The 24312-nt window shown below is 33.7% G+C and carries 17 protein-coding genes; 4 read left to right on the forward strand and 13 right to left on the reverse strand.

The window, feature by feature from the left end; translation table 11 throughout:
* From AA088_RS18675 to AA088_RS11925, 10 genes are all read right to left on the reverse strand, one after another.
* A partial coding sequence (locus AA088_RS18675) for an immunoglobulin-like domain-containing protein (RefSeq protein WP_157547182.1) occupies nucleotides 1–2364 on the reverse strand: 2364 nt, incomplete at its 3' end.
* A 493-nt stretch (nucleotides 2365–2857) separates the two neighbouring features.
* Nucleotides 2858–4555: a patatin-like phospholipase family protein gene (locus tag AA088_RS11885; protein WP_046745237.1), complete on the reverse strand. Its 1698-nt coding sequence runs from the start codon at nucleotides 4553–4555 to the stop codon at nucleotides 2858–2860.
* A gap of 162 nt (nucleotides 4556–4717) precedes the next feature.
* The gene (locus tag AA088_RS11890) at nucleotides 4718–6826 is read right to left on the reverse strand and encodes a flavin monoamine oxidase family protein (protein ID WP_046745238.1); all 2109 of its coding nucleotides are present in this window, start codon (nucleotides 6824–6826) and stop codon (nucleotides 4718–4720) included.
* Nucleotides 6827–7000: 174 nt separating this feature from the next.
* On the reverse strand, nucleotides 7001–7162 hold the full coding sequence (locus AA088_RS18365) for a hypothetical protein (protein ID WP_157547183.1): 162 nt from the start codon (nucleotides 7160–7162) through the stop codon (nucleotides 7001–7003).
* A gap of 339 nt (nucleotides 7163–7501) precedes the next feature.
* On the reverse strand, nucleotides 7502–10132 hold the full coding sequence (locus AA088_RS11895; protein ID WP_046745239.1) for a DNA gyrase/topoisomerase IV subunit A: 2631 nt from the start codon (nucleotides 10130–10132) through the stop codon (nucleotides 7502–7504).
* 484 nt (nucleotides 10133–10616) lie between these two features.
* Nucleotides 10617–12473 (reverse strand): DNA topoisomerase IV subunit B, encoded by a 1857-nt coding sequence (locus AA088_RS11905; RefSeq protein ID WP_046745240.1) that lies wholly within the window; start codon nucleotides 12471–12473, stop codon nucleotides 10617–10619.
* Between the two features lie 143 nt (nucleotides 12474–12616).
* Nucleotides 12617–13417 carry a hypothetical protein gene (locus AA088_RS11910; protein ID WP_046745241.1) on the reverse strand — a complete coding sequence of 267 codons (801 nt, stop codon included), beginning with the start codon at nucleotides 13415–13417 and terminating at the stop codon, nucleotides 12617–12619.
* An 82-nt stretch (nucleotides 13418–13499) separates the two neighbouring features.
* Nucleotides 13500–13940, reverse strand: coding sequence for a hypothetical protein (locus tag AA088_RS11915; RefSeq protein ID WP_046745242.1), 441 nt, complete (start codon nucleotides 13938–13940; stop codon nucleotides 13500–13502).
* A 101-nt stretch (nucleotides 13941–14041) separates the two neighbouring features.
* Entirely contained in the window at nucleotides 14042–15133 is a 1092-nt protein-coding gene (gene ychF / locus AA088_RS11920) for a redox-regulated ATPase YchF (RefSeq protein WP_046745243.1), read from the reverse strand.
* 92 nt (nucleotides 15134–15225) lie between these two features.
* The gene (locus AA088_RS11925; protein WP_046745244.1) at nucleotides 15226–16359 is read right to left on the reverse strand and encodes a M57 family metalloprotease; all 1134 of its coding nucleotides are present in this window, start codon (nucleotides 16357–16359) and stop codon (nucleotides 15226–15228) included.
* A 166-nt stretch (nucleotides 16360–16525) separates the two neighbouring features.
* Between AA088_RS11925 and AA088_RS11930 the strand changes: the two genes are divergently transcribed.
* Complete coding sequence (locus AA088_RS11930; protein ID WP_046745245.1) at nucleotides 16526–19042, forward strand: M14 family metallopeptidase; 2517 nt, start codon at nucleotides 16526–16528, stop codon at nucleotides 19040–19042.
* Nucleotides 19043–19068: 26 nt separating this feature from the next.
* On the opposite strand, the gene AA088_RS11935 is transcribed toward AA088_RS11930, so the two are convergent.
* Nucleotides 19069–19404: a tRNA-binding protein gene (locus tag AA088_RS11935; RefSeq protein ID WP_046745246.1), complete on the reverse strand. Its 336-nt coding sequence runs from the start codon at nucleotides 19402–19404 to the stop codon at nucleotides 19069–19071.
* Nucleotides 19405–19449: 45 nt separating this feature from the next.
* Between AA088_RS11935 and AA088_RS11940 the strand changes: the two genes are divergently transcribed.
* On the forward strand, nucleotides 19450–20007 hold the full coding sequence (locus tag AA088_RS11940) for a thioredoxin family protein (RefSeq protein ID WP_046745247.1): 558 nt from the start codon (nucleotides 19450–19452) through the stop codon (nucleotides 20005–20007).
* Here the strand turns inward: AA088_RS11940 and AA088_RS11945 are convergent, their stop codons facing one another.
* Entirely contained in the window at nucleotides 20008–20562 is a 555-nt protein-coding gene (locus tag AA088_RS11945) for a YfiT family bacillithiol transferase (protein ID WP_046745248.1), read from the reverse strand. It abuts the gene before it with no gap.
* A 41-nt stretch (nucleotides 20563–20603) separates the two neighbouring features.
* A complete protein-coding gene (locus AA088_RS11950) occupies nucleotides 20604–21536 on the reverse strand; it encodes a peptidylprolyl isomerase (RefSeq protein WP_046745377.1) in 933 nt (310 codons plus the stop codon).
* A 477-nt stretch (nucleotides 21537–22013) separates the two neighbouring features.
* On the opposite strand from AA088_RS11950, the gene AA088_RS11955 reads away from it, so the two are divergent.
* Together AA088_RS11955 and AA088_RS11960 are read left to right on the forward strand one after the other, a co-directional pair.
* The gene (locus AA088_RS11955; RefSeq protein ID WP_046745249.1) at nucleotides 22014–22196 is read left to right on the forward strand and encodes a hypothetical protein; all 183 of its coding nucleotides are present in this window, start codon (nucleotides 22014–22016) and stop codon (nucleotides 22194–22196) included.
* A gap of 107 nt (nucleotides 22197–22303) precedes the next feature.
* Nucleotides 22304–24307 carry a tetratricopeptide repeat-containing sensor histidine kinase gene (locus AA088_RS11960; RefSeq protein WP_052752884.1) on the forward strand — a complete coding sequence of 668 codons (2004 nt, stop codon included), beginning with the start codon at nucleotides 22304–22306 and terminating at the stop codon, nucleotides 24305–24307.
* Nucleotides 24308–24312: the final 5 nt, after the last annotated feature.

A 24312-nucleotide genomic window follows, 5' to 3' on the forward strand; every position in this document is an offset into this window, starting at 1 on the left:
TGTAGCGCCTGCTTCTACATAAATATCTCCCACATTTAGATTAATGATTGTGTCTCCATTTAAAGTGATTGTAGGAGGAACATCATCAACAGGAATAACTACATGAACTGTTCGAGTTACCTCGTTGGCTTCATTTCCAGCCGCATCAGAGACATTATAGAATAGTGTGTAAGTCCCTGCTGTTGTTGCATCTACCGATCCAGTTACCTGAATGGCATTTGTGATATCTCCATCTATATTATCAAATGCTGTTGCCCCTGCATCTGTATATGTTGTGTTTATAGGTAATGTTATTGGATTATCTCCAAGTAAGGTAATAACTGGTTTTAATGTATCTGGTTCTGCTGAAACAATTCGCACAGTATAATCTTCTACTTCCCCATAAGTAAATGTTTCGCAGGGCAATGGAATTTCGTTGTATTTCATAGAAACTCGCATTCGAGTAACTCCATTAGGGATTGCCGTTGGAATTGTAAATGTACCACTAACAGGAGTCGTCTGTGTTGCTGATTGCGTCCATACCTGCTCTCCAGGATCGTCAAAATCTCCATCTTTATTGTAATCAATCCAAGCTGCATAAGCTTCATCGTATGCTGAACCTGTCCAAGTTGGTGTTACGGTTATTGTATATTGTGCATTTTTCGTCAAATCGGTTGTTATATTTGTAAAATCAGAATAAAATTGAGCATCTGAAGCATTGTTAATATCTCCAATTTGAACATTGCTAATGTATTCGTCTGTCACATTAGAACTTACTGAGTTACAATAAATCAATACGAGGTCTTGACCAGTTGTTATTGTTACCTCATTACTCATTGCTGATTCGTTTCCGGCAGCATCTACAGCAGTGATACTAAATGTATAAGTTGTATTGGGAGATAAGCCTGAAACTACATACGCCATCGATTCTGGTAAAGATTCTCTTAAATTTCCATTTTGATATAAATTATATCCAATAACGTCTACATTGTCTGTAGAAGCTGTCCATGAAAGGTCTGTTGAACTCTCTGAGGTATTATTTGCAACCAAATCTAAAGGAACTGTTGGCGCTTCGGTATCTTGAGAAATATCATTAACAATTTTGATAGTTTGTGATGTTTTAAAGTAACCACATGTACCTACAGCATAAGTAACTTCATATGTTCCTGAAATAGAATTTGCCACATCAATTTCTCCTGTTGTAGGATTGAGTGCTATTCCTGAAGGAGCTGAAAATAAACCATTGCTTACGCCAATAACAACTGGTGTTGGATTTGATCCATTGATGGCATAAGTACTTGCCATATATGAGAATTTGGCAAAATCATTGTAGTGTGTGTTGATAAAGTTGAGTACAACTGCGGCATAATCTTTTGCAAAAGGCACTAGAGTTTGCGGTCTGTTGTCATACACTTGTCCATTATACGTACCTAAATCGCGTACACGGCGGTTTACTTCTGTCATAATTCCATCGATTCTTCCTGCACCACCACGTCCGTCATTGGCTCCATTTCCAGAACCATGGCGTCTGTTGTTGTAATAATCTCCATCAAAATAAGCATTATTGTTAGGTTTTGTATCATCGCAACTTCCATCTCCATTATTGGTTGCACTAGGAACTGCCCTATATCCACTTGTACTATTGCAACCAGGATACCCCAAACTAGCATAAAACGTACCTGAAGCAGATTGAAACATTTCTCCAAGACTTGTATTTCCTCTAATGAGCTCTTCGTGTGTTAAATTGTTTAAATTACTACTAACTAAATGTCTGATTGTCGATTTGTTAATAATATTCGAGGCGTTTAAGTCTGCCACATTCAACTCATTTGCTGTTATATTGTATCCTGCTTCAATCCGAGGAATAGAGTGGCTTTGCCCGTGAAGATCAATGTACAATCCTTTTCCCCAATTGGCTTCAACAGAGGCACTTGCTTGATCTATAAAATTATGGAATGCATTCCAATGGTCTGCTGCATTTGCGTTTCCACAGGTAGCTTCATTTATCTCTCTATTAGGATCTAGTTTGGATCGATGCAAATTGTTTATGATTACATGAGCATAACAACCCGTAAGTTGAAATATTTCTTTTTGTATTTCACGAACTAGAATTTCTGTATTATCATCTCGCTCGTTTGTACCGCAATTTCTATCAGGTAATGAACTATCATTGTCTGGATAAAAAATTCCTCCTATTGTTTGTCCTGATTGTAATACACCTCCATGCGGAGCGGAAATGATAATTGGTAAATTTCCTGGTATGTATTCAATGTAATTTCTAGTGTCGCCTGTAGTTTGTTGGTAGTACATAGACACGCCTGGTGTTTGTGCTTGTAAATAAGACGCAAGAAAGCATAGCACAAAGAATTGTAAAGTTTTCTTCATTTTTTTAATAATTAGGTTAAGTTCATAGATTATTTTGGGAAGAATAATCCGAAAAACAGTTTTATTTTTTTTGAAACACACATTTGGGGCAAAATGTATATTCCAGAGGCTATAAATTGATTAAAAAATCACCCGATTTTTTGGGGCAATGCTATATATAATTTGTTAAATCCGTATATCTATTTGTTATATAATTGCATTAGATCGGGTAAAATTTGAATCATTTATAACAAATGTAGCTGACTCTTTTTGGAAAACTTTATGATTTTACCTTACAATAGTTAAGTGATTCACTTAAATCACCTCTCTTTTACATTTTTTTAAAATATTTATATAAAAAAAGATTGTCTTTACAGCTTTATGATTGTGTAGTCGTGAACTTAGTTTAAAACTCAAAGCATTGATTTGAAGTACTATGAGAATCTTGTTAAGTTAGAGTATGACAGTCACAAGTTGTATAGACAACCTTATTTGTGTCTTTTGTACGTATTTATTATGCTTTTTTCAATGTTTCTACATAAAATAACGGATTTTCATTGAACGCTTTCCAATCTTCTAATAATGCATCATATAATGCATCTATTGCAGTAGTTTGCTCTTCAGAAAGTTTTATTTTTTTGTTTTTCTTTAGTTTTAATATATAATCCATCAATTTATAGCATGAGGTAAATTGACCACAGGCAATGAGTGTATCCATTCGGTCTTTTTGAATGTCGGTTTCATCCCACCATAGTGTTGTAGGTGTTTCTGAAGCTGTAAGCCCTACATTTTTTAGGATTGTACTTGGTGCAGGCTTGATATTTCTGTTATAGCTAAAAGATTTACTATAAGCTGTTTTTTCACCATTTAGTTCATATACTGTTGCTGTAATGACTTTGTGTCGTAGTTCTGAATTTGAATACAGTAACTTATAATTTAAACGTCTTACTTGTTTTAAAAAAATATCATTCACCATGATTACCGTAGAAGAGATACGTTCTGTAAGCATTCGTTGAACAAGTCCAATACTTAATTTCCCAAAGCTTAATACATCATCTACCAATGGCGGCGGAACATTTTTGGTAAATAGTGACTTGATTGAGCGTATGCCAAATCCTTTGGCTACCGTTGCGAGTAACCCAAGTACCGTAAGTAACAGTCCAATACCAGTTATAATTCCTCCTAAAATATATAAAGCAGTCCAAGATTTGCCTTTAACTATTTCCATAGAATTGAGAACCATCAACAAAATACCTACCACAAGAACGATGATATATAGCGGTTTTATTTTGACAAAACTCATGATTTTAGAAATTGTACTTTTGATACTTGCACTTTCGTTTTTGGCTTTTGCTTCTGGTTGCCACGGGTTCATTTTAAAACTTCCTACATCATTTACTACTATCAAGTCTAGTTCTTTTTTTAGTTCATCATCACGCTTACGAGCTTCACTAATATTAATCATACTTCCAATTCCTTGATTGTCAGCAATTCCTCCATCCATAATTCCAACTCCATCAGCAAAACGTTCTAAACTTTTAACAGATTTGTACGCCGTTGTTTGTTGGTTTTTAATATAATCATCAGGAAAAGTTAAGGGCTCAAATCCCAATGGAAAACAAGAAGAGGAAGCTACTATATCGCCTAGCTGCAATTGCCCTTCTAAATCGTTTAAATGTTTACTACTTAACGGTTTGTTTCCAAATAATCCACAATTTTGAAAACGAAAAGCTAAACCAAACGAAAATTCAGTAGAGTTAAAACATACATATTTCAAATTCTTTAACTTCTCTTTGTCTAAAAACATATCAAAGCTTCCTTTGTAGATTTCCATATCTGCATAGGTAAGCGCAAAAGCATTGATTAATGAACGCTTTTTATGTGGATTTTCTTTCCAGACTTTATCATTCCCTAATTTTTCAATTGCTGTCGACAATAACATGTCATAAGTAGGTTTGAAATCATTATAGAATTGTGTAAAAAATTCTTGAAAGTTAAAATTTTCTTGTTGAGAAGCTTTTGCAAATGCAACTCCAAATAAAGTTCCACCACTTACGGTACTAATAGCTTCAACATTTTCTAGTAATGGTTTTCCTAAATAGTGAATCTTATCATAATAAGAAACCACTCCTAGAGAAAAAAAGGTAGCACGATAACCGCCACCACTAAAACATAACCCTATGTTTTGAAACGGAATAAAATCTTCTTGCATGATGTGTAGTTTATATGGTTCGTTAGTATTAATTGGCTATTAATGAGTAAGGGAAGTTTCTCAAATATAATCATTTAGGTATGTAAAAACCAAAAGGAAAGTCGTAAAAGACCTTCCTTTTGTAAAGAAAATATATAGTTGTTAGTAGTACTGATATATATGTCATTTTTTTACGGCAACATCGGGAGCTGTTAACACACCCCATGTCGCTTTCATTTTAACAATGTGTTTTGTTGCGTTCATCTGCTCTAAAATATTATTGACCGCATTATACGCAGAATCTAAAGCTCCTACAATCCATCCATGATGAACAGAGCAACACTCTCCTGCTATATTTAATGCTCCATCAAATTCAGGAGTTAGCAATGTTGGATATAGATTTTTAAATTGTCCTGGGTTGAATAATGCAAAAGCACCACCACCCGCATGATTGTCCCAATACCATGTTTTTGTGGTTACACCATTAGTATATCCTGCAAAATGTTCATAAATATCTATTTCAGGGTACATAAATTGAATTCCTTTCAAGCATTCATTAACACGCTCTTCATCAGTCAATGTTCCCATACGCTCGGCATCTTGAGCCCAGCAATAAATTTGTAATACACCTTTTTCTGCATCATATCCATACGAAGGATATACAATTTGTCTATTAGCGCGATCACTTGCAGAAACACCCAACCCTGTTTCGTATTGACGTTCTCCTAAATTTTTCCAAAATTGTTTATTGAATGTTATGAACGCTTTAAAAGCTGGCATATAGTTACATTCGCGTAAAGCCCGTGTTTTAGCAAATGATAGGTTTTCAAAAAAGTTAGCATGTTTTTGTCCGTTAAGATAGGCTCCGTTTGGCAATGTACTGATTACATATGCGTATTCTCGTGTCAATTCATTAACCGTTCCATCTTCTTTTTGATGCTCAATTGTTAATCGCATTCCGCCTTTATTATCAAATAATGATGCGTCATATACAGCTTGTGAGACTTTATGATTCATATGAACACGTTTCTTTTCTTCGGAAGGATCATAAGAAGTATTCGCTTCATGTTTTGGTTCTGCTTTTGGAACAGATGTTGGCGGTTCTGCGTCTTTCGTTAAGTTTGGTGGAGAATACCCATAGGCATCATTTTTGCCTTTTTCCATTCCAATAAGCTCTTGCGCAACTTGTCCGTCGTTCATCGTAACTCCTTTTTTAAGATTGAGTACGGTACGACAAGTATCTGGAAAATGCTGCATTCCTTTATCCATCGTAATCATATAAATGTTTGGATCGGAATAATCATACGAATTTTTACTACCATCCCAGTCATATACCGCAATTACCATTTCAACAAAAGAAACACTGTACATTCCAGTTCCAACATTCACAGTTTCTAAATAACTTGCTACATTATACGAAAGGTTTTCACAAGGCGCGCCCATCTTAGGGTCGTAATATTCTTCCAAGTCTGCCAACGTAAATACATTGGTCAAATAGGCCCACATAGAGTAGTTATCATAACGCATCAGCTTCGCAAAACCTGTTTCAAACGATTTGTCAATCGCCTCCAAAAAAGGACCATTAACTTTGTCTAAAATTACATTGATAGGCAAATATTTATTTCCGTTTTTATCAACCTTTTCTGTTACCCAAACTTCCGGTAAATCACCTCCTTGTTGAACTCCAAAGTTTAGCGAGTTCGTAGAAGCATCTTTTGCTAAAATGGGTGCTTTCATATTGTTATATCGTAAGCGTTGATATTCAGAGTTGTAATAGAATTTTCGCCATCTGAGTAATTGATCTTTCAATCCATTACGTTCTAATACATAATTTAATGATAATGCTAAATGCTGTACAGGCAACATATCGTCTGAGAATTGCGGAATGCGCATACCTCCTACTTCCCCATACAATCCTTTGTTTTCTTTACTTTCTGCATCATACTTAGGAGAATACCAAGTATCAATACGGCCTCCTACACGATTTGAAGCTTCAAAAATTTCAAATTCTATACCAAGTGATTGCAAAATTAGTCCAGCATACATCCCTGCAAATCCGCCTCCAATAATACCCACTAATGGTTTTGGTTCTTCTGTTGTTGAAACGTCTACTATACGTTCTTTAAGCAATCCGATGCTTTCTGTTTTTCTGCGTTGTTTTTGAAGTGTTTCTTTATAATCTTCACCATAATTTTCAATAATCCAATCAGAAAAAGCGCGACGAACTGAACTTTTCACTTTTTTGCCTTTGTCGGACGAACGATTTCCTGGATGAAATGATAAGTAACTCATACGAATTGTATTTTGGGTTGGTTAAGGTTTAAGACAAAGCTACTAATCTCACTATGGAAAGACAATAGGGATTTCTACGTGGTTTTTTGATATATAATAACTGAATAATATAATTAAAAAAGCGCCAATTCAACCAAATTGACGCTTTTAAAATCCTAAAACTATTTACAGTGTTTAGTAATGATCTGGACAACAGAATCCTGCGGCACTACAAGCCCAATTTGGAGGACAATCTGAATCTCTATCACAATAGATCATCACGCCTCCATTGATTTTTGCTTGTGTTTCTTTAGATAACATTTCTGCATTCTTGATTGTTGAAATTTTGTGTAACATACTGTTTGTTTTTTGATAATTCCTACTCTATTAAAGGCTTTTCAGATTCCGCCGATTATGAGTCAATGTAGGAAATGTATTGTAAGCATTTGCAAGTCCCGACAAAGGTTAACACATTTTAGTAAAGGTTGACATTTTTTTTAATGCATTGACGGTGAGTTAATTTACTTTTTTGAATTGATTATTTGTTATCCTAAAAATGCTTAGTTTTTCGTTGTGAGCTTCTGTTTTAAACGTAGAATTACAAAAAAAAGCGCCAATTCAACCGAATTGACGCTATCTTTTTATACTCTAGTTTGTATTTTTTATATACTTACACTTGTGTTAAAGTATTGTTTATTATTCCTCATTAAACAAGCCCATTTGTCCATTATTGGATGTCTCATTCTCTTTTTTAACATCGATGGTTTCCTCATCTACAACTTCCATATCTTCTGCAGGAACTTCTTTTTCTTCTTCGTAAGGTAATGATTCTAAAATATTAATTTGGCGAACTTTATCTGTTGTTAATTGGTTTCCAAGTGCTTTGATTCCTTTCACTGCAATAAATTCTTCCAAGTTAACTTCTAAGTTTGGTTTTTGATCTTTTCCGCGTTGTTTGTAAAAGACCACTTCTGCCATCGGACGCCAATCAGTCATAGCCAATTCCAGATGCGATTTTGGATGATCTGTAATAAATTGTTCAACTTTTGAAGGGCTTTCTACCAAGAAACGTTTTACATAGTAGCGTTCTTTTTCGCCATCATAATAAATTGCAGAAATTGGTTTTTTTGGATTCCATTTTTCCAAAATAATCATGTCATCATCAAAATGAGTCGTTAGTTCAGGAAGAATCGTTTTCACTTCTCCTTTTTGATTGATTATCAACAATCGGTCTTCGCCTTTAAACGCTCCTAAAAGCTCGCCTCTACCATCAGTATTTAAACGTTGTACAGTATCATCAAACCATATTTTTCGTGGTTTGAGTGTAGATATTCCTTTTTCTTTTAATTCTATACGTTTAACAGCATACTTGGTTACTATGTTTCCTTTTACTGCCCGACCTTTGATTGCCAAATCTGCAAAATCTAAATCCCATTTTAGTTTTTTAATACTTCCTGCTTGGCGTAGTAAAATGGTAACAACTTCTGCTTCTCCATTCGGATTGGCCGAAAAGTAGGTAATCATTGATCCTTTTTTTTCTTGAGTTAAATCATATTCTTTGTCACGAGTTACACTTGTTACGGCAAAACGCTTCATGTAGCTCGCACCACCTTTTCCGTCACGATAAATCATGTTGTAAATGGTACGCTTGTCTTTTTTCTTGAAAATGGCTACATGAATGATGTTTTTTCCAATGAATGTTTTTGCATCTACACGTGTTACTTGCATTTTTCCTTCACGAGTAAATACAATAATATCGTCAATGTCTGAACAATCAGTAACGTATTCATCTTTTCTAAGAGAAGTTCCAACAAAACCTTCTTCTCTATTTACATAGAGTTTGGTGTTGCGAATGACCACTTTTTTCGCATCTACATCGTCAAAGATTCTAATTTCTGTATTGCGCTCTTTTCCTGGTCCATATTGTGTTTTAAGACGTGTAAAATAAGAAATTGCATATTCAATAAGATTGTCTAGATGATGATTTACTTCTGCTATACTGTCTTCTAAAGCTTCAATTTTTTGTTGAGCTTTGTCAATATCAAATTTAGAGATACGTTTAATACGTATTTCCGTTAGTCGTGTAATATCTTCAACCGTTACTTCTCGTTTTAGATGCGTAATATGTGGTTTTAGGCCTTCATCAATAGCATTGATAACACCTTCCCAAGTTTCTTCTTCCTCTATTTCGCGATAGATTCTATTTTCAATGAAAATTCGTTCCAATGAAGCAAAGTGCCACTGCTCTTGTAATTCAGCTAATTGAATTTCTAACTCTGCTTTTAAAAGATCTACGGTATGATCTGTTGAACGGCGCAACATTTCAGAAACACCAATAAAGAGTGGTTTGTTATCATAAATGATACATCCTAAAGGCGAAATAGAACTTTCACAATTGGTAAATGCATATAGTGCGTCAATCGTTTTATCAGGAGATATATTGTTTGGTAAATGCACTAAAATTTCAACATCTGCAGCCGTATTGTCTTCAATTTTTTTGATTTTAATCTTTCCTTTGTCATTTGCTTTAAGGATTGATTCAATCAACGTTGTTGTATTGGTTCCATAAGGAATTTCAGTAATGACTAGCGTATTTTTGTCTAATTGCGATATTTTTGCTCGAACACGTACTTTTCCACCACGGAGTCCATCATTGTAATTGCTAACATCCATAATTCCTGCAGTAGGAAAGTCAGGATAAATTTGAAAACGCTTCCCTTGCAGGTGTTTGATTGATGCATCAATCAATTCAATAAAGTTATGAGGCAAAATTTTTGTAGAAAGTCCTACTGCGATTCCTTCAGCTCCTTGGGCTAATAATAATGGAAATTTAACAGGAAGATTTACAGGTTCGTTTTTACGACCATCATATGATAGTTGCCATTCTGTAATTTTAGGACTGTACACAACATCTAGCGCAAACTTTGATAAACGAGCTTCAATATAACGTGAAGCTGCGGCTCTATCACCGGTAAGAATGTTTCCCCAGTTTCCTTGCGTATCAATCAATAAGTCTTTTTGCCCAATTTGTACCATTGCATCTGCAATACTTGCATCTCCGTGCGGATGGTATTGCATGGTATGTCCTACAATGTTAGCCACTTTGTTATAACGACCATCATCTAGGTCTTTCATAGAGTGCATGATACGACGTTGAACAGGCTTAAAGCCATCTTCAATAGCAGGGACAGCTCTCTCTAAAATTACATAAGAGGCATAATCCAAAAACCAGTCTTTGTACATGCCTGTAACTTTAGTTATAGTATCTTGTGTCGTATGTTCTTCTTGCTGATCGTTTGCGTGCAAATCTTCGTTATGTTCTTCCATTAAGAAATTTCGTTGTTATGCTTTATGACTTTTTCAAGTGATCGTTTTAAAATTCTTGTTTTATTTCTGCTTAGCAGAGAAATGTTGAATCGTACTCTTTTTATGTGATTTGTTTTGGACTTGACATAAATGTATAAAAAACTTAAAAATACATAGTTTTTAACACGGAATCGATGCAGTTTTTCTTTAGGAAATTCTGCTCTATGCTCACGATAATTGATAAAATGAGACACAAATAGTCCTTTATTTATAAAAGTAAGCACGTTTCCGTCACTGTCAAATTCAAAATATTTTGCCGTACTATAAAAAATCAACATCAAAGACAATAAAAGTATAGGGATACTATACCATAAATGTTTTTGATTTGAATCTTCTTGAAAAAGAAATAAGTAAAGTATGACTAACAGACTACTTATTCCTAAAAAAAAGTAGAAGAACGGCACCCACTTTTTTGATTTTGAGTTGCTAAACCGCATATTGTAACCTATTTATCTTCCACCAAATCAAGTTCAACTTTAAGATTGTTAATAATAAAGTCTTGCCGGTCAGGTGTGTTTTTCCCCATATAGAATTGCAATAATTCTTCTATGGACGTTTCTCTGTCAAGCATTACAGGATCTAAACGGATGTCGTCTCCAATAAAATGTTTGAATTCGTCAGGAGAAATTTCTCCTAATCCTTTGAATCGTGTAATTTCAGGCTTTCCAGATAACTTTTGTATGGCGGCTAGTTTTTCTGCTTCGCTGTAGCAGTATATAGTTTCTTTTTTGTTTCGAACTCTAAATAATGGTGTTTGCAATATATATAAATGTCCTTCTTTAATTAATTCTGGGAAAAATTGTAAGAAGAATGTGATGAGTAATAAACGAATATGCATTCCATCTACATCGGCATCTGTTGCAATTACAATATTGTTATAGCGCAAATCTTCCATAGATTCTTCTATGTTTAATGCGGCTTGTAATAGATTGAATTCTTCATTTTCGTACACAATTTTCTTAGACATTGAATACGAGTTTAGTGGCTTTCCTCGCAAGCTGAATACCGCTTGAGTGTTTACATCACGAGATTTTGTAATTGATCCCGAAGCGGAATCTCCCTCAGTAATAAATAGCGTCGTTTCGAGTCGTCTGTCTTTTTTAACATCTCCTAAATGAATACGACAATCGCGGAGTTTTTTATTGTGCAAACTTGCTTTTTTAGCACGCTCTTTAGCTAATTTACGAATTCCAGATAATTCTTTACGTTCGCGCTCCGCTTGCAAAATTTTACGTTGCAATTTTTCTGCGGTGTCAGGATTTTTATGAAGATAGTTATCTAAATACTTTCCTATAAAATCATTAACATACGTACGTACTGTTGGCAAATCGCCTCCCATTTCTGTTGAACCTAATTTGGTTTTGGTTTGTGACTCAAACACAGGTTCCATTACTTTGATACTGATTGCAGAAATGATTGATTTACGAATATCTGATGCCTCGTAACCTTTTCCATAAAAGTCACGAATAGTTTTTACGATAGCTTCACGAAACGCAGCTTGATGTGTTCCTCCTTGCGTAGTATGTTGTCCGTTAACAAACGAATGATACTCTTCGCTATACTGAGTTTTACTGTGTGTGAGTGCTATTTCAATATCATCTCCTTTAAGGTGAATGATAGGATATAGCATATCTTCTTGATTGTTATTGTCCTCTAAGAGATCTTTAAGACCATTTTCTGAGAAGAATTTTTCTCCATTAAAAATAATCGTTAGTCCTGGATTCAGATATACATAGTTGCGTAACATTTTTGCAACATATTCTGTTCTGAATTTATAGTTTTTAAAGATGGTTTCGTCAGGAATGAAGGTAACTTTGGTTCCGCGTCGACGTGAGGTTTCTTCCAAAAATTCTTTCCCTGTTAGTTCTCCAGATTCAAATTCTGCTGAACTTGATTTTCCATCACGAGTTGATTCTACTCTAAAATATGTAGAAAGTGCATTTACGGCTTTTGTACCAACTCCATTTAATCCCACAGATTTTTTAAAAGCTCTTGAGTCATACTTTCCACCAGTATTCATTTTAGAAACGACGTCAACTACTTTTCCTAGTGGAATTCCACGACCGTAATCGCGTACAATTACTTTTGTTCCTTGAATGGATACTTCAATTGTTTTTCCTGCGCCCATCACATATTCGTCAATAGAGTTATCTAAAACTTCTTTTAACAGAATATAGATTCCATCATCTGCGGATGAGCCATCTCCCAATTTTCCGATATACATTCCAGGTCGCATACGGATGTGTTCGCGCCAGTCGAGTGAACGTATATTTTCTTCGGTATATTGTGAGTCTTGTGTCATTGATTGAAGTGCTATTAGGGTTGGATGCTAATATACTATTTACATTCAAAAAATAAAACCCGAACCGTTGAAAATAATCAACAAAAAGCGCAATATCTGTATAAATATTGCGCTTTTCTTGTTAGGTATATTTTTAGATTCACTTATTCTGACCAATAACGTAACGTTACAACGATAAATCCATCGTTTCCAACTAAACTTTGATCTAAAGTTACTATTGCGCTTGATGCGCCATCAAAATAACCATCATAGGCATCAAAACGATACGTTCCTACTGGTAAGTTTAAAAATGTATCATAGTTGTAATAGTCTGTGTAAAAGATTTCTCCCGTATCTTGATTGCTTGCTGCATATCCTGGTAGCGTTCCTGCTGGAACAGAAGCGCCAGAACGCTCATCTACTAATTCAATACGTACATTGTATGTTACTGCTAAAGATTTTAAATTGGTTGCTTCTATTTTTATTTCTTTCGCTAAAGCAATTTGCGTATTTAATAAACCTCGAATTTCACTGATAAGCCCACGAGCTTGGTTTGTATTTCCTTGTTCTATAGCCGTTTTTAATGCAGCACTTTTGATTCGTACATAGTCTTCATTTCCTTCTATTGTAGAAGCTTTACTTTGAATACTACTCGGATCAATGTTGCTATTTCCTTGTGCTGCTCGTCCGATGTAATAGTTTACTTCATCACTATATTCTTCAACAACTTCCATACTTACATCCATAAGTTGTAAATAGGTAGTTACATCTGGATTGGGATTGTTATTTACTAAATAATCAACGGTTAATGTTTTTAAAGCAGCTTTCGTTCTTTTTGCTTCTATACGAATTACTTCCGCCGAATCAAAAACTTCGTCTAAATCATTAATAACAGATTGCTGTGCGCTTATATTTGATATGAAAAGAAATACAAATGCACTTACTACTAGAGTAATTTTTTTCATGATAGTGGTAATTTTATTGGTTGTAAGAAATATTTGAATATTAAAAAAGGCGTATTCTTATAAATACGCCTTTTGCAATGTTTTATTCAGACCAGTAACGAAGTGTTACGACAATGAAACCGTCGTTTCCTTCTAAACTTGAACTTAGTGTAACAACTTCACTTGAAGAGCCATCAAAGTACCCATCGTACGAATCGAAACGATACGTTCCTGCTGGCAAATCATAAAATTCATTATAATCGTAATAGCCAGGATAATACAATTGGTTAGTATCTAAGTTTCTAGCTGCATATCCCGGTAATGTTCTAGGATCTACAGGTTGTCCAGAACGCTCATCCACTAGTTCAATACGAACATCAAATGTTTGTGTAACTTTCTTTGCGCTAACAGCTTCTGATAACATTTCTGAAGCTACAGCAACATCAGTAGTGTTTTGTAGGTTGTTTTTTTGTAACTCTTGTGCTTTTACATTTGCAGTAAATACAAATAGTACAGCAATTAGTACATACGATAGTTTTTTCATGGTAATAATATTTTTTTGATTACCATGCTAAATTACAAACAGAATGTAGCTAAATCGTTACTGTTATATTATAAAAATCTTAATGTTTTATCGTAACTTTTTTAAACATTAAATAGGAAATGCATTACATCACCATCGTTTACAATATAGGTTTTTCCTTCAACTGACAGTTTACCAGCTTCTTTTACTTTATTCTCTGTACCATATTGAACATAATCATTGTATCTGATTACTTCTGCACGAATAAATCCTTTTTCAAAGTCTGTATGAATTACTCCTGCTGCCTGAGGTGCCGTAGCTCCAATAGGAATAGTCCAAGCTCGTACTTCTTTTTCTCCAGCAGTAAAATACGTTTGTAGTTCTAATAATTTGTATGCAGCACGAATTAATCGTGACACTCCAGGTTCTTCCAATCCGATATCTTCTAAGAATAGTTGACGTTCTTCATAATCTTCTAATTCTGCTATGTCTGCTTCTGTTCCTACTGCTAGTACAATAATTTCTGCATCTTCATCTTTTACTGCTTCGCGAACCTTTTCCACATAAGCGTTTCCTGTTTTAGCAGAAGCTTCATCTACATTACATACATAGAGAATTGGTTTTGCAGTGAGCAATTGAAAACCTTTCATTAATTCAACCTCGTCATCAGATATTTCAACTGCTCTCGCTGAAATTCCTTGTTCTAAAGCATTTTTAAACTTTTCAAGTGTAGCTTGCTCTTTTTGCGCTTCTTTGTTTCCTGTTTTGGCTGCTCTCTTAACTTTTTCTAAACGTTTTTCTACCGTTTCCAAGTCTTTTAATTGCAACTCAATATCAATCGTTTCTTTATCACGAATTGGGTCTACACTTCCGTCTACGTGTACAATATTGTCATTATCAAAACAGCGTAACACATGCATAATAGCATGACACTCACGAATATTGCCTAAGAATTGATTTCCTAAACCTTCTCCTTTGCTAGCTCCTCGAACTAATCCTGCAATGTCAACAATTTCTACGGTAGCAGGAATTACTCTTTGTGGATTTACCAATTCTTCTAATTTTTCCAATCTTGGATCAGGTACATTTACAACACCCAAATTAGGCTCAATGGTACAAAAAGGAAAGTTTGCACTTTGCGCTTTCGCATTTGATAAACAGTTAAATAGAGTTGATTTTCCAACGTTTGGCAATCCTACAATTCCAGCTTTCATGTGACAGTTCAAATTTTAGTGCTGCAAATATACTATAATCTCTATGTTTTCATAATTATAAAATTAAAAAGGAGACAATTCGTTTTACTTCTTTATAAATTATTATAAATGGTAGTTATACTCATCGCATCTTCTCCATGATTTATAAAAGTTATACGAACTCTAGAAAAATTTGATGTAAATTGACGATGTAGTGCTTGCCCTTGTAGTGGAGCACATTGCTCTATACTATTTCCGTATGGTGTACCATTAGAATCTACACGTTGTATTTGTATTCTGTGCCAATCCATTCCATTATCATTAGTCATGGTAACATGAATTCCTTTAGTTCCTCTTCTTCTATCATAATTTCCTGATGTCACTGAAAGTGTTGGAAATTGATTTCCGAATGCTGGATAGAGTGCCCTAGCTGCTCTTTGGTCATTTGCATTGATATTTAATGTTCCTGCTCCATTAAAAGAAGCAATCATTACCGAAGTAGGATCATTAAGATTAGTGTTACATAAAATGGTTGTAGTACTAGAATCTCCAATATGTGAATGATGAAATCCTAAACAATGCCCCAATTCATGTCTAAGAATACTAATTCGACCATTCTGCGTAAGTGCATTGCTTGGAGGAACATCATTGATTGACATTACATTTCCTACATTTCCGTTAGCTGGAAAAGAAGCTCTTGCCCATACATTTGCAGGTAAGTTTCTATGGGTTGCTGGAGCTGCTGCAGAATTATCTCCATAGATAATTAACTCTGCTGCATTTTCATTAAAAACCTCTTGAAGATTGATTGTTGAATTTGCTATTCCTGTCCAATCAGCAGCCGCAGTTCTAATAGCAGTTTCCCAATTAGCTCCATTATTCATCGCAACAACACTTGGATGAATGAAATAACTGATATTTGCTGAGTTTCCAATAGTTATAGTTAAGTTGGAAGCTACAGCTGTTTGCTTTCCGCAATCATTAGCAGCTACAGTTTCTTTGGTTACTACAATATCATCTTCAACTACATAATGATTTGCAAACACCCATACATTTTTAGATTGAAATCCCATACATTCAATAGCATCTTTTACTCCTTGATCTTTCAGTAGATAAGACGTTTGATCTTCAACAGAATTAGATTCTTCTGAGAATACTTCATCTTCCTTTGTACAACTTATAAAGCAAGTCCCAAACGCACTTATAAGTAGCACAATAACTACATAATTTATTTTACTTCTTTTCATAATTATTATTTTTAAGATTATACCTCTAAACTTAACAAATGTATATTAGGTTTTCTTACGGTTTAATCCTACATTTTTGGATGTATAATGGAAAATACGGTCTTAGCGTTTTGATTTACTATATAAAAAACTGATTTTTGTTTATATAATCAACAAACCTAGTATTATGAAAAAGTATTTTTTTGTATGTTGTTTTCTAATCGCTTTTTTAAGTGCTGCGCAGGAAAAGGACATGTTTTCGTACTATTTACCTCAAAATGTAACATACAATAAAAATATTCCCACGCCTAAAAGTGTCATTGGTCATGAAGTTGGAAAATGGCACGTAACACATGATAAGTTAGTGATGTATATGAAAACACTCGCTGCGAGTTCAGATCGTATCACAATTCAAGATCGAGGAAAAACTTTTGAAGATAGACCATTACTATTACTTACTATAACAGCTCCCGAGAATCATCAAAACATTGAGAAAATTCAGAAAGAACATGTATCGTTAACAGAGTCTAACGGACAAAATATAGATGTTTCTAATATGCCAATTGTAGTATATCAAGGATTTTCTATTCATGGAAACGAAGCTAGCGGTAGTAATGCTGCTTTGCTTCTCGCCTATTATTTGGCTGCTGCAGAAGGATCACAAATGGATAATTTATTGAATAATACAATCATTTTATTGGATCCTTCTTTTAATCCTGATGGGTTGCAACGATTTGCAAGTTGGGTTAATATGCATAAAAGTGAGCATTTAATCAGCGATCCGCAAGACAGAGAATATACTGAATCATGGCCACAAGGACGTACAAATCATTATTGGTTTGACATGAATAGAGATTGGCTCCCTGTACAATTACCTGAATCGAGAGCACGTATTAATACATTTCATCAATGGATGCCTAATATTTTGACCGATCATCATGAAATGGGCTCTAATTCTTCATTCTTTTTTCAACCTGGTATTCCGTCACGTACACATCCTTTAACACCAAAAATGAACCAAGATTTGACAAAAGAAATTGCTACGTATCACGCAAAAGCTTTTGATAAACTAGGCTCTTTTTATTATACAGAGGAAAGTTTTGATGATTTTTATTATGGAAAAGGTTCTACGTTTCCCGATATTAATGGAAGTATAGGGATTTTATTTGAACAAGGAAGTGCTCGTGGGCATGTTCAGGAAACTGAAAATGGTTTGTTGACATTCCCTTTTGCTATTCGAAATCAATTCACAGCGGCATTGTCTACGCTAGAAGCTGCTAAAAATATGCGGACAGATATTTTACGATACCAACAACAATTCTACAGTAGTGCACAAAAAGAAGCTAACAATTCAAAAATACGTGCTATTGTTTTTGGTGACGAAAAAGATGCGGCAAAAACATATCATTTAGCTGAAATGCTACAACGACACAAAATTACTGTACATGCGTTGAAAAATGATTTTACACAAAACGGAAAAACGTATGCAAAAGGAAGTAGTTATATTGTTCCTGTTGACCAGCGTCAAAGTAGGTTAATTACTGCCATTTTTGAGAAACGAACAAAGTTTCAAGATAGCTTATTTTACGATATTTCTGCATGGACACTACCATTGGCGTTCAACCTTTCCTATGATAATTTAAGTTCTCTTTCTAATGCAGGCGATGTTATTACGGAATTAAAAATTCCTAGAGGAGATGTAATAGGTGCTGGAGATTATGCTTATTTATTTGAGTGGAATGAATATTACTCTCCCAAAGCGCTAGCCAAAATTAAAGCAAAAGGGTTGCGTGCTAAAGTGGCTATGAAACCGTTTACTTTGGAAGGAAAACGTTATGAGTATGGAACCATTATGATTCCAGTTCAAAATCAACAGTTGAATGCAAAAGAATTACGTACGTTTTTAACAGAAATTGCCAACGAAAGTCATATAACCATTACAAGTGTTAGTTCTGGCTTAACAGAAGGTATAGACTTAGGAAGTAATAATTTTAAAGCTATTAAAAACAGCAAAGTAGCCATGCTAATTGGCGACAATATTACCTCATATGATGCGGGAGAAATTTGGCATTTATTTGACCAACGTTATGAAATTTCACTTACAAAACTTGATACTCGTAATTTTGAAAGAAAAAATCTTTCAGCATATACACATATTATTATCCCAAACACATATTCGTTGCCAAAAGATATTACAACAAAGCTGAAAGATTGGGTTAAAAATGGAGGAACTCTAATTGGATACAGAAATACTGTACGTTATTTAACTAACAATAATTTTATTTCATTAGATATTAAGAAAACTGGAATTGAAGCAAAAAATGTTTCATTTGAACAGCGAAGAGATCATACTGGTGCACAAGTTATTGGTGGAGCTATTTTCAATACTAAGATTGATCGTTCACATCCTATAAATTTTGGATATTTAAATGATGAACTTCCAATGTTTCGAAATACTACGGTTTTTCTTAATCCTAATGATAAAAGCTATAACAATCCGATTCAGTACACCAACAATCCACTATTAAGTGGTTATATTTCAGAAGAAAACTTGGAGCTTCTTAAAAATAGTGTTCCTTTTCAAACAGCACAAATGGGTGGCGGACGTGTTATTGTTTTCACAGACAATACTAACTTCAGAGCCTTTTGGTACGGGACTAATAAATTATTGATGAATGCAATTTTCTTTTCAAATATGATGTAACTACTGCGCTATGTGTGATGTGTTTTTTATGAAATTTTTAAACCGTTTGGGATTGGGACTGAAGGCTCCATTAAAATAACATCATCCCCATCAACAGCTCCCATGACTAAACACTCAGAGAAAAAATTAGCAATTTGCTTTTTAGGAAAATTCACAACGGCCATTATTTGTTTGCCAACTAATTCTTCTTTTGAATAGCGTTTTGTAATTTGTGCAGATGATTTTCGAATTCCAATTTCTGAGCCAAAATCAATTGTAAGTTGATATGCTGGTTTTCTTGCTTTTGGAAAGTCATTGACTTCCATAATTGTTCCAATACGCATGTCTACTTTTGCAAAATCACTCCATAGTAAATCACTCATAGTATTTTTTTGAGTAAATTTATGGCTTAAAAAACAAACTATCAAATGGCACTTACACCTTCAAATATGCTTTCTCTTGGAACCAAAGCTCCTGATTTTTCTTTGCTAGATACCATTTCAAACGCTACGGTTTCTTTGCGTCAACATAGCGGAACAAACGGAACTATTATTATGTTTATTTGTAATCATTGTCCATTTGTAAAACATGTGAATCAAGGAATTGTAAAATTGGCTAATGATTATATGTCAAAAGGAATACAATTTATTGCCATTTCTAGTAATGACATAGAAAATTATCCAGAAGATGCGCCACATTTAATGAAGGAGAACGCTGCGCAGGAAGGCTTTCCTTTTCCATATTTGTACGATGAAACACAACAAGTTGCCAAAGCATATGATGCTGCTTGTACTCCTGATTTTTATCTTTTTGATGAAGATTTATTACTTATATATCGTGGTCAATTAGATGATTCTCGTCCAAACAACGGAATACCCGTTACAGGAAACTCTATTCGGTACGCCTTAGATATGTTACTCTCTGGCAGACAAATGAGTAGAATTCAAAAACCTAGTATTGGTTGTAATATTAAATGGAAGAACTAATTATTTCTTTACATTTTTATTAATCCAATTATTTCGCATCAATACATTTTCAATATGAGCATAATGATGGTTGCAATGCCAAGCATAAATAGCTATATTTTCTACCAAACAAACTTCTTTACTTCCTTCTGGATGAATAAATATTCTTTTCAATTGTGTTTCAGACAATCCTTTTAATAAATAAACCCATTTAGCATGCAAGGAATTAATTGTGGAAAGCGCAAGTGAAATTGGCGCAAACTTACTATCAAACATGTCTGCCCAACGATCTTCATAATATGCTTTTATAATAGGTTTCTCCTCTGTAAGTGTCCACTTAAAACGAATATAACTATTCAGATGACTATCGGCAATATGATGTACTACTTGCCTAATTGTCCAGCCACCTGGTCTATATACTGTATCCAATTGAAACTCTGACAAATGAGAAACTAATTGTTGAAGACGATTAGGGAATTCTTCTATAGTTTGTATCCAATCAGCAATCATCTCCGTTGTAATATTTTCTGGAATGTCGGGTTTTCCTTTTGGATACTTGAGTGATTCTAAATTCATAATTAAAAAAAACGCTCTGAAATTTCAGAGCGTTCAAGATATTATTTTACATCCATTAATTCTACATCAAACATAAGCATTGCATTTGGAGGAATAACGCCTCCTGCTCCTCTAGCTCCGTATCCTAAATGTGGTGGAATTACAAAGCGAGCTTTATCACCAACTTTCAACAATGCAATACCTTCATCCCAACCAGAAATTACATTTCCTTGTCCTAAAGGAAACTCAATAGGTTTGTTGGCTCTGTAAGAAGAATCAAAAACACGTCCATCAGGAAACATTCCTTTGTAGTGAACCGAAACAATTTTTCCTGCTTCAGCCGTTGGTCCATTTCCTTCTTGAATAATTTTATAACGCAATCCACTTTCTGTTTTATCAAAACCAGTAGCGATTTCTTCAATTTCTTTCTCCATTTTCTCTTTAGCTGCCTTTTCTCTTTCGGCCTTAGCTCCATTAAATAATCTGAATTGTTCAACAGCATTAAATGCTTCTGCTTCTGCTCCAATTCTTACGATCTCTACATTATCAATTTTATCTCCTTGAGAAATAGTATCTACAACTTCTTGTCCACTTTCTACATGTCCAAAAACAGTGTGTTTTCCATCCAACCATGGAGTTGGCACATGTGTAATAAAGAACTGGCTTCCATTTGTCCCTGGTCCAGCATTTGCCATAGATAAAACTCCTGGAGCATCATGTTTGAGTGTTGGATGAATTTCATCATCAAAATTATATCCAGGACTTCCAGTACCTGTCCCTAAAGGACAACCACCTTGAATCATAAAATCAGGAATTACTCTATGAAAAGAAAGTCCATTATAATAAGGAGTTCCTTGTGGTTTTGCTTTATTTTCTAAATTTCCTTCAGCTAAAGCAACAAAGTTACCTACTGTTCCTGGCGTTCTTTTATAAGTTAAACTTAAAAGGATTTCACCTTTCGTTGTATGAAGTTTTGCGTATAATCCGTCTTTCATTATGATAAATTTTATTTGAAATGCGAAGATACGCATCCTAAAACAATTAGGAAATACACAGAAGAAAATAATCACCTTACCGATTGTACTGTATTACCGTACTTTTTTTACTTAAAAACCATACCTTCTTTTTTTAGTTTGGTTTTAACTTGATTTCTCGAAATCAAGTTATAGAACCGAAAAATTAACATCTCTGATTTTCAGTTACTTAAATTTGATTTTACGCTCTTTAAAAAATAAAAAATATAGTATTTTTTTATGAATCAGGAGTTCAAGTAGTGTTTTGAAACAAAACGAATAATAAATGTTTTTTTTATCTATAAAACATTTGTAAACACGAAAAAAAGTAAGGTAAAAACTTACAAAATGAGATTAAAAAAGTACTTTTTAAGGGCTGAAGAATAAAACGTTAGGAAAAAATGAGTAACAAAATAAAGAAACAATAACTAGTAAATAACTTAATTAAAATTAAAAAAAATGAAAAAAATATTCGGATTATTCGTATTATTATTAATAGTGAATTTAGGATTTATAGCATGTGAGCCAAACAGTATTTCAGATGCAGGAGACGATAATGTTTTTGAAAATGTAACAGGAACTGGTGGCGATGAAGAAGTTGTTGAAGGAGAAGGAAGTGATAGCCCATCTTCTACCAATTAAACTATAAAATATCATATAAACTATAAAGAGCCTCTGATAAACTAATATTTGAGGCTTTTTTTAAAATTATTTATTTTTACAAATAAATAAATTATGCAGCATCACTAATGCTTATAAAAAAATATATATTATTACTATTAGCAATCGTTTCATTTACAAACTTGTATTCTCAAAATACTGCTATTAATGATTCTATTCAAGAGCTGATAAAAAAGTCTAATGACAAAACTTTAGAAACTTACCTACGTAGGAATTATTTAAAATTGGCGGTAGAGAAAAATTCGTTGATTGATTATGATTCTATCAGAAGTAAAAATCTCTACAAAATTTCAAATAGTTTTTTAAAACTAAAAGATTCTGCAAACTTCAGAAAAATAAATGAGCTTGGTTTAAACTTCTCTCGCAAAATCAAAGACTCTGTTAACTTAGCAAAACACTATTGGGATTTAGCTACCTTTTATAAGTATCATAAAATAAATGACAGTGCATATATTTGTTATGAAACTTCAAGAAAAATCAATCAAAAGTTAGGAAACTTACTTAATGTAGGTAAGTTACAGTATAACATTTCTGAAGTTCAGATTAAAGTTAAAGATTATACCGGAAGTGAACTCACAACTACCAAAGCAATCGAAATATTTAAAGAATTAAAATCTTACCGTAGTTTGTACAGTTGCTACAATAACTTAGGAATTATTCACAACAACTTAGAAGAGTATGAAAAAGCGTTAGAATACCATAACGAAGCTTTGCTCTATTTAAAAAAATCTGGAGAAAAAAACATTAAAGAAGCTACAACATTAAATAATATTGGAGTTGTACATCGTAATGAAGGCAATCACGAATTGGCCGTTAAAAATTATACAGAAGCATTGAAATATGACAGTTTATTTATAAAAAATACCCGATTATATGCTACTTTAACAGATAACCTAGCCTATTCTAAGTTTAAATTAAATGACCTAACAGAGTTACCTGAACTATTTTACAAAGCTTTACGTATTCGAGACAGTCTTGATATTTCTGCAGGTATAATAATCAACAAATTACATTTAGCCGAATACTATTTATTTAAAAAAGATACATTAAAAGGACTTGAACTCACTAATGAAGCAATGATTTTAGCTAAAAAAACAAATGCATTTAGAGACTTGCTAGTATCTTATAAATTACTTGCTGAAATTGAACCTGAAAATGCTTCTTCCCATTTAAATGAATATATAAGAGTAAATGATAGTTTGGTAAAATATGAACGAAGCATTCGAAATAAATTTGCTAGAATTAAGTTTGAAACCGAAGAAGTGAAAACTCAGAATGAAAGATTAAGTATCCAAAATACATGGATTGTAGCTGTTTCTACTGCAATTATATTTTTTGGTTTTCTTATTTATATCATCACGCAGCAGCGAACACGTAATAAAGAACTGGAAATGGAGCAACAGCAACAACGTGCCAATGAAGAGATCTATAACTTGATGATTGATCAACAAGATAAAATTGAAGAAGGGCGAAAACGTGAAAAAGAACGAATATCTTTAGAGCTTCATGATGGTATTTTAGGAAGGTTATTTGGAACGCGATTAAGTTTAGGAAGTTTGAATGGCAAGGATGATTCCAATTCCAAAAAAATAAGAGAGCAGTATATCAATGAGTTACAAAGCATTGAAGAAGAAGTAAGAAATATATCTCATGAGCTTGGATTGGATAATTTCGACAAAACGACGAGTTATAGTACAATGATTGCAAATCTTTTGGAAGAACAATCTAAAATAACTAACTTTAAATACCAGATTGAAGATGATGATAGAATTGTCTGGACAGACATTCCTGGGCATATCAAAATCAATATTTATCGTATTATTCAAGAGTCTGTTCAAAATATAAATAAGTATGCGCAAGCAGAAAATGTAATATTAGATTTTAAAAAACACGAAAATCGTATTCTTTTAACAATTAAAGATGATGGTATCGGTTTTGACCAAGAAAAAAGAAGTAACGGTATTGGATTAAAAAACATGAAATCACGCGTAACCTTACTTCACGGACAATTCACTATCAACTCAGTTCAAGGTAAAGGAACTTCAGTCACTATTGACGTTCCAATGGCGTAGAACTT

Origin of the sequence: Kordia zhangzhouensis, from assembly GCF_001005305.1 — a bacterium.
Lineage (GTDB): Bacteria > Bacteroidota > Bacteroidia > Flavobacteriales > Flavobacteriaceae > Kordia > Kordia zhangzhouensis.

Bases quoted from the DNA above. Each gene is read 5' to 3' on its own strand.
- AA088_RS11895 (WP_046745239.1), bottom strand. From the start codon at position 10,132: ATGGAAGAACATAACGAAGATTTGCACGCAAACGATCAGCAAGAAGAA.
- AA088_RS11915 (WP_046745242.1), bottom strand. From the start codon at position 13,940: ATGAAAAAACTATCGTATGTACTAATTGCTGTACTATTTGTATTTACT.
- AA088_RS11930 (WP_046745245.1), top strand. From the start codon at position 16,526: ATGAAAAAGTATTTTTTTGTATGTTGTTTTCTAATCGCTTTTTTAAGT.
- AA088_RS11950 (WP_046745377.1), bottom strand. From the start codon at position 21,536: ATGAAAGACGGATTATACGCAAAACTTCATACAACGAAAGGTGAAATC.
- AA088_RS18365 (WP_157547183.1), bottom strand. From the start codon at position 7,162: ATGTTACACAAAATTTCAACAATCAAGAATGCAGAAATGTTATCTAAA.
- AA088_RS11910 (WP_046745241.1), bottom strand. From the start codon at position 13,417: ATGAAAAAAATTACTCTAGTAGTAAGTGCATTTGTATTTCTTTTCATA.
- AA088_RS11925 (WP_046745244.1), bottom strand. From the start codon at position 16,359: ATGAAAAGAAGTAAAATAAATTATGTAGTTATTGTGCTACTTATAAGT.
- ychF (WP_046745243.1), bottom strand. From the start codon at position 15,133: ATGAAAGCTGGAATTGTAGGATTGCCAAACGTTGGAAAATCAACTCTA.
- AA088_RS11905 (WP_046745240.1), bottom strand. From the start codon at position 12,473: ATGACACAAGACTCACAATATACCGAAGAAAATATACGTTCACTCGAC.
- AA088_RS11960 (WP_052752884.1), top strand. From the start codon at position 22,304: ATGCTTATAAAAAAATATATATTATTACTATTAGCAATCGTTTCATTT.
- AA088_RS11935 (WP_046745246.1), bottom strand. From the start codon at position 19,404: ATGAGTGATTTACTATGGAGTGATTTTGCAAAAGTAGACATGCGTATT.
- AA088_RS11890 (WP_046745238.1), bottom strand. From the start codon at position 6,826: ATGAGTTACTTATCATTTCATCCAGGAAATCGTTCGTCCGACAAAGGC.
- AA088_RS11940 (WP_046745247.1), top strand. From the start codon at position 19,450: ATGGCACTTACACCTTCAAATATGCTTTCTCTTGGAACCAAAGCTCCT.
- AA088_RS11955 (WP_046745249.1), top strand. From the start codon at position 22,014: ATGAAAAAAATATTCGGATTATTCGTATTATTATTAATAGTGAATTTA.
- AA088_RS11945 (WP_046745248.1), bottom strand. From the start codon at position 20,562: ATGAATTTAGAATCACTCAAGTATCCAAAAGGAAAACCCGACATTCCA.
- AA088_RS11885 (WP_046745237.1), bottom strand. From the start codon at position 4,555: ATGCAAGAAGATTTTATTCCGTTTCAAAACATAGGGTTATGTTTTAGT.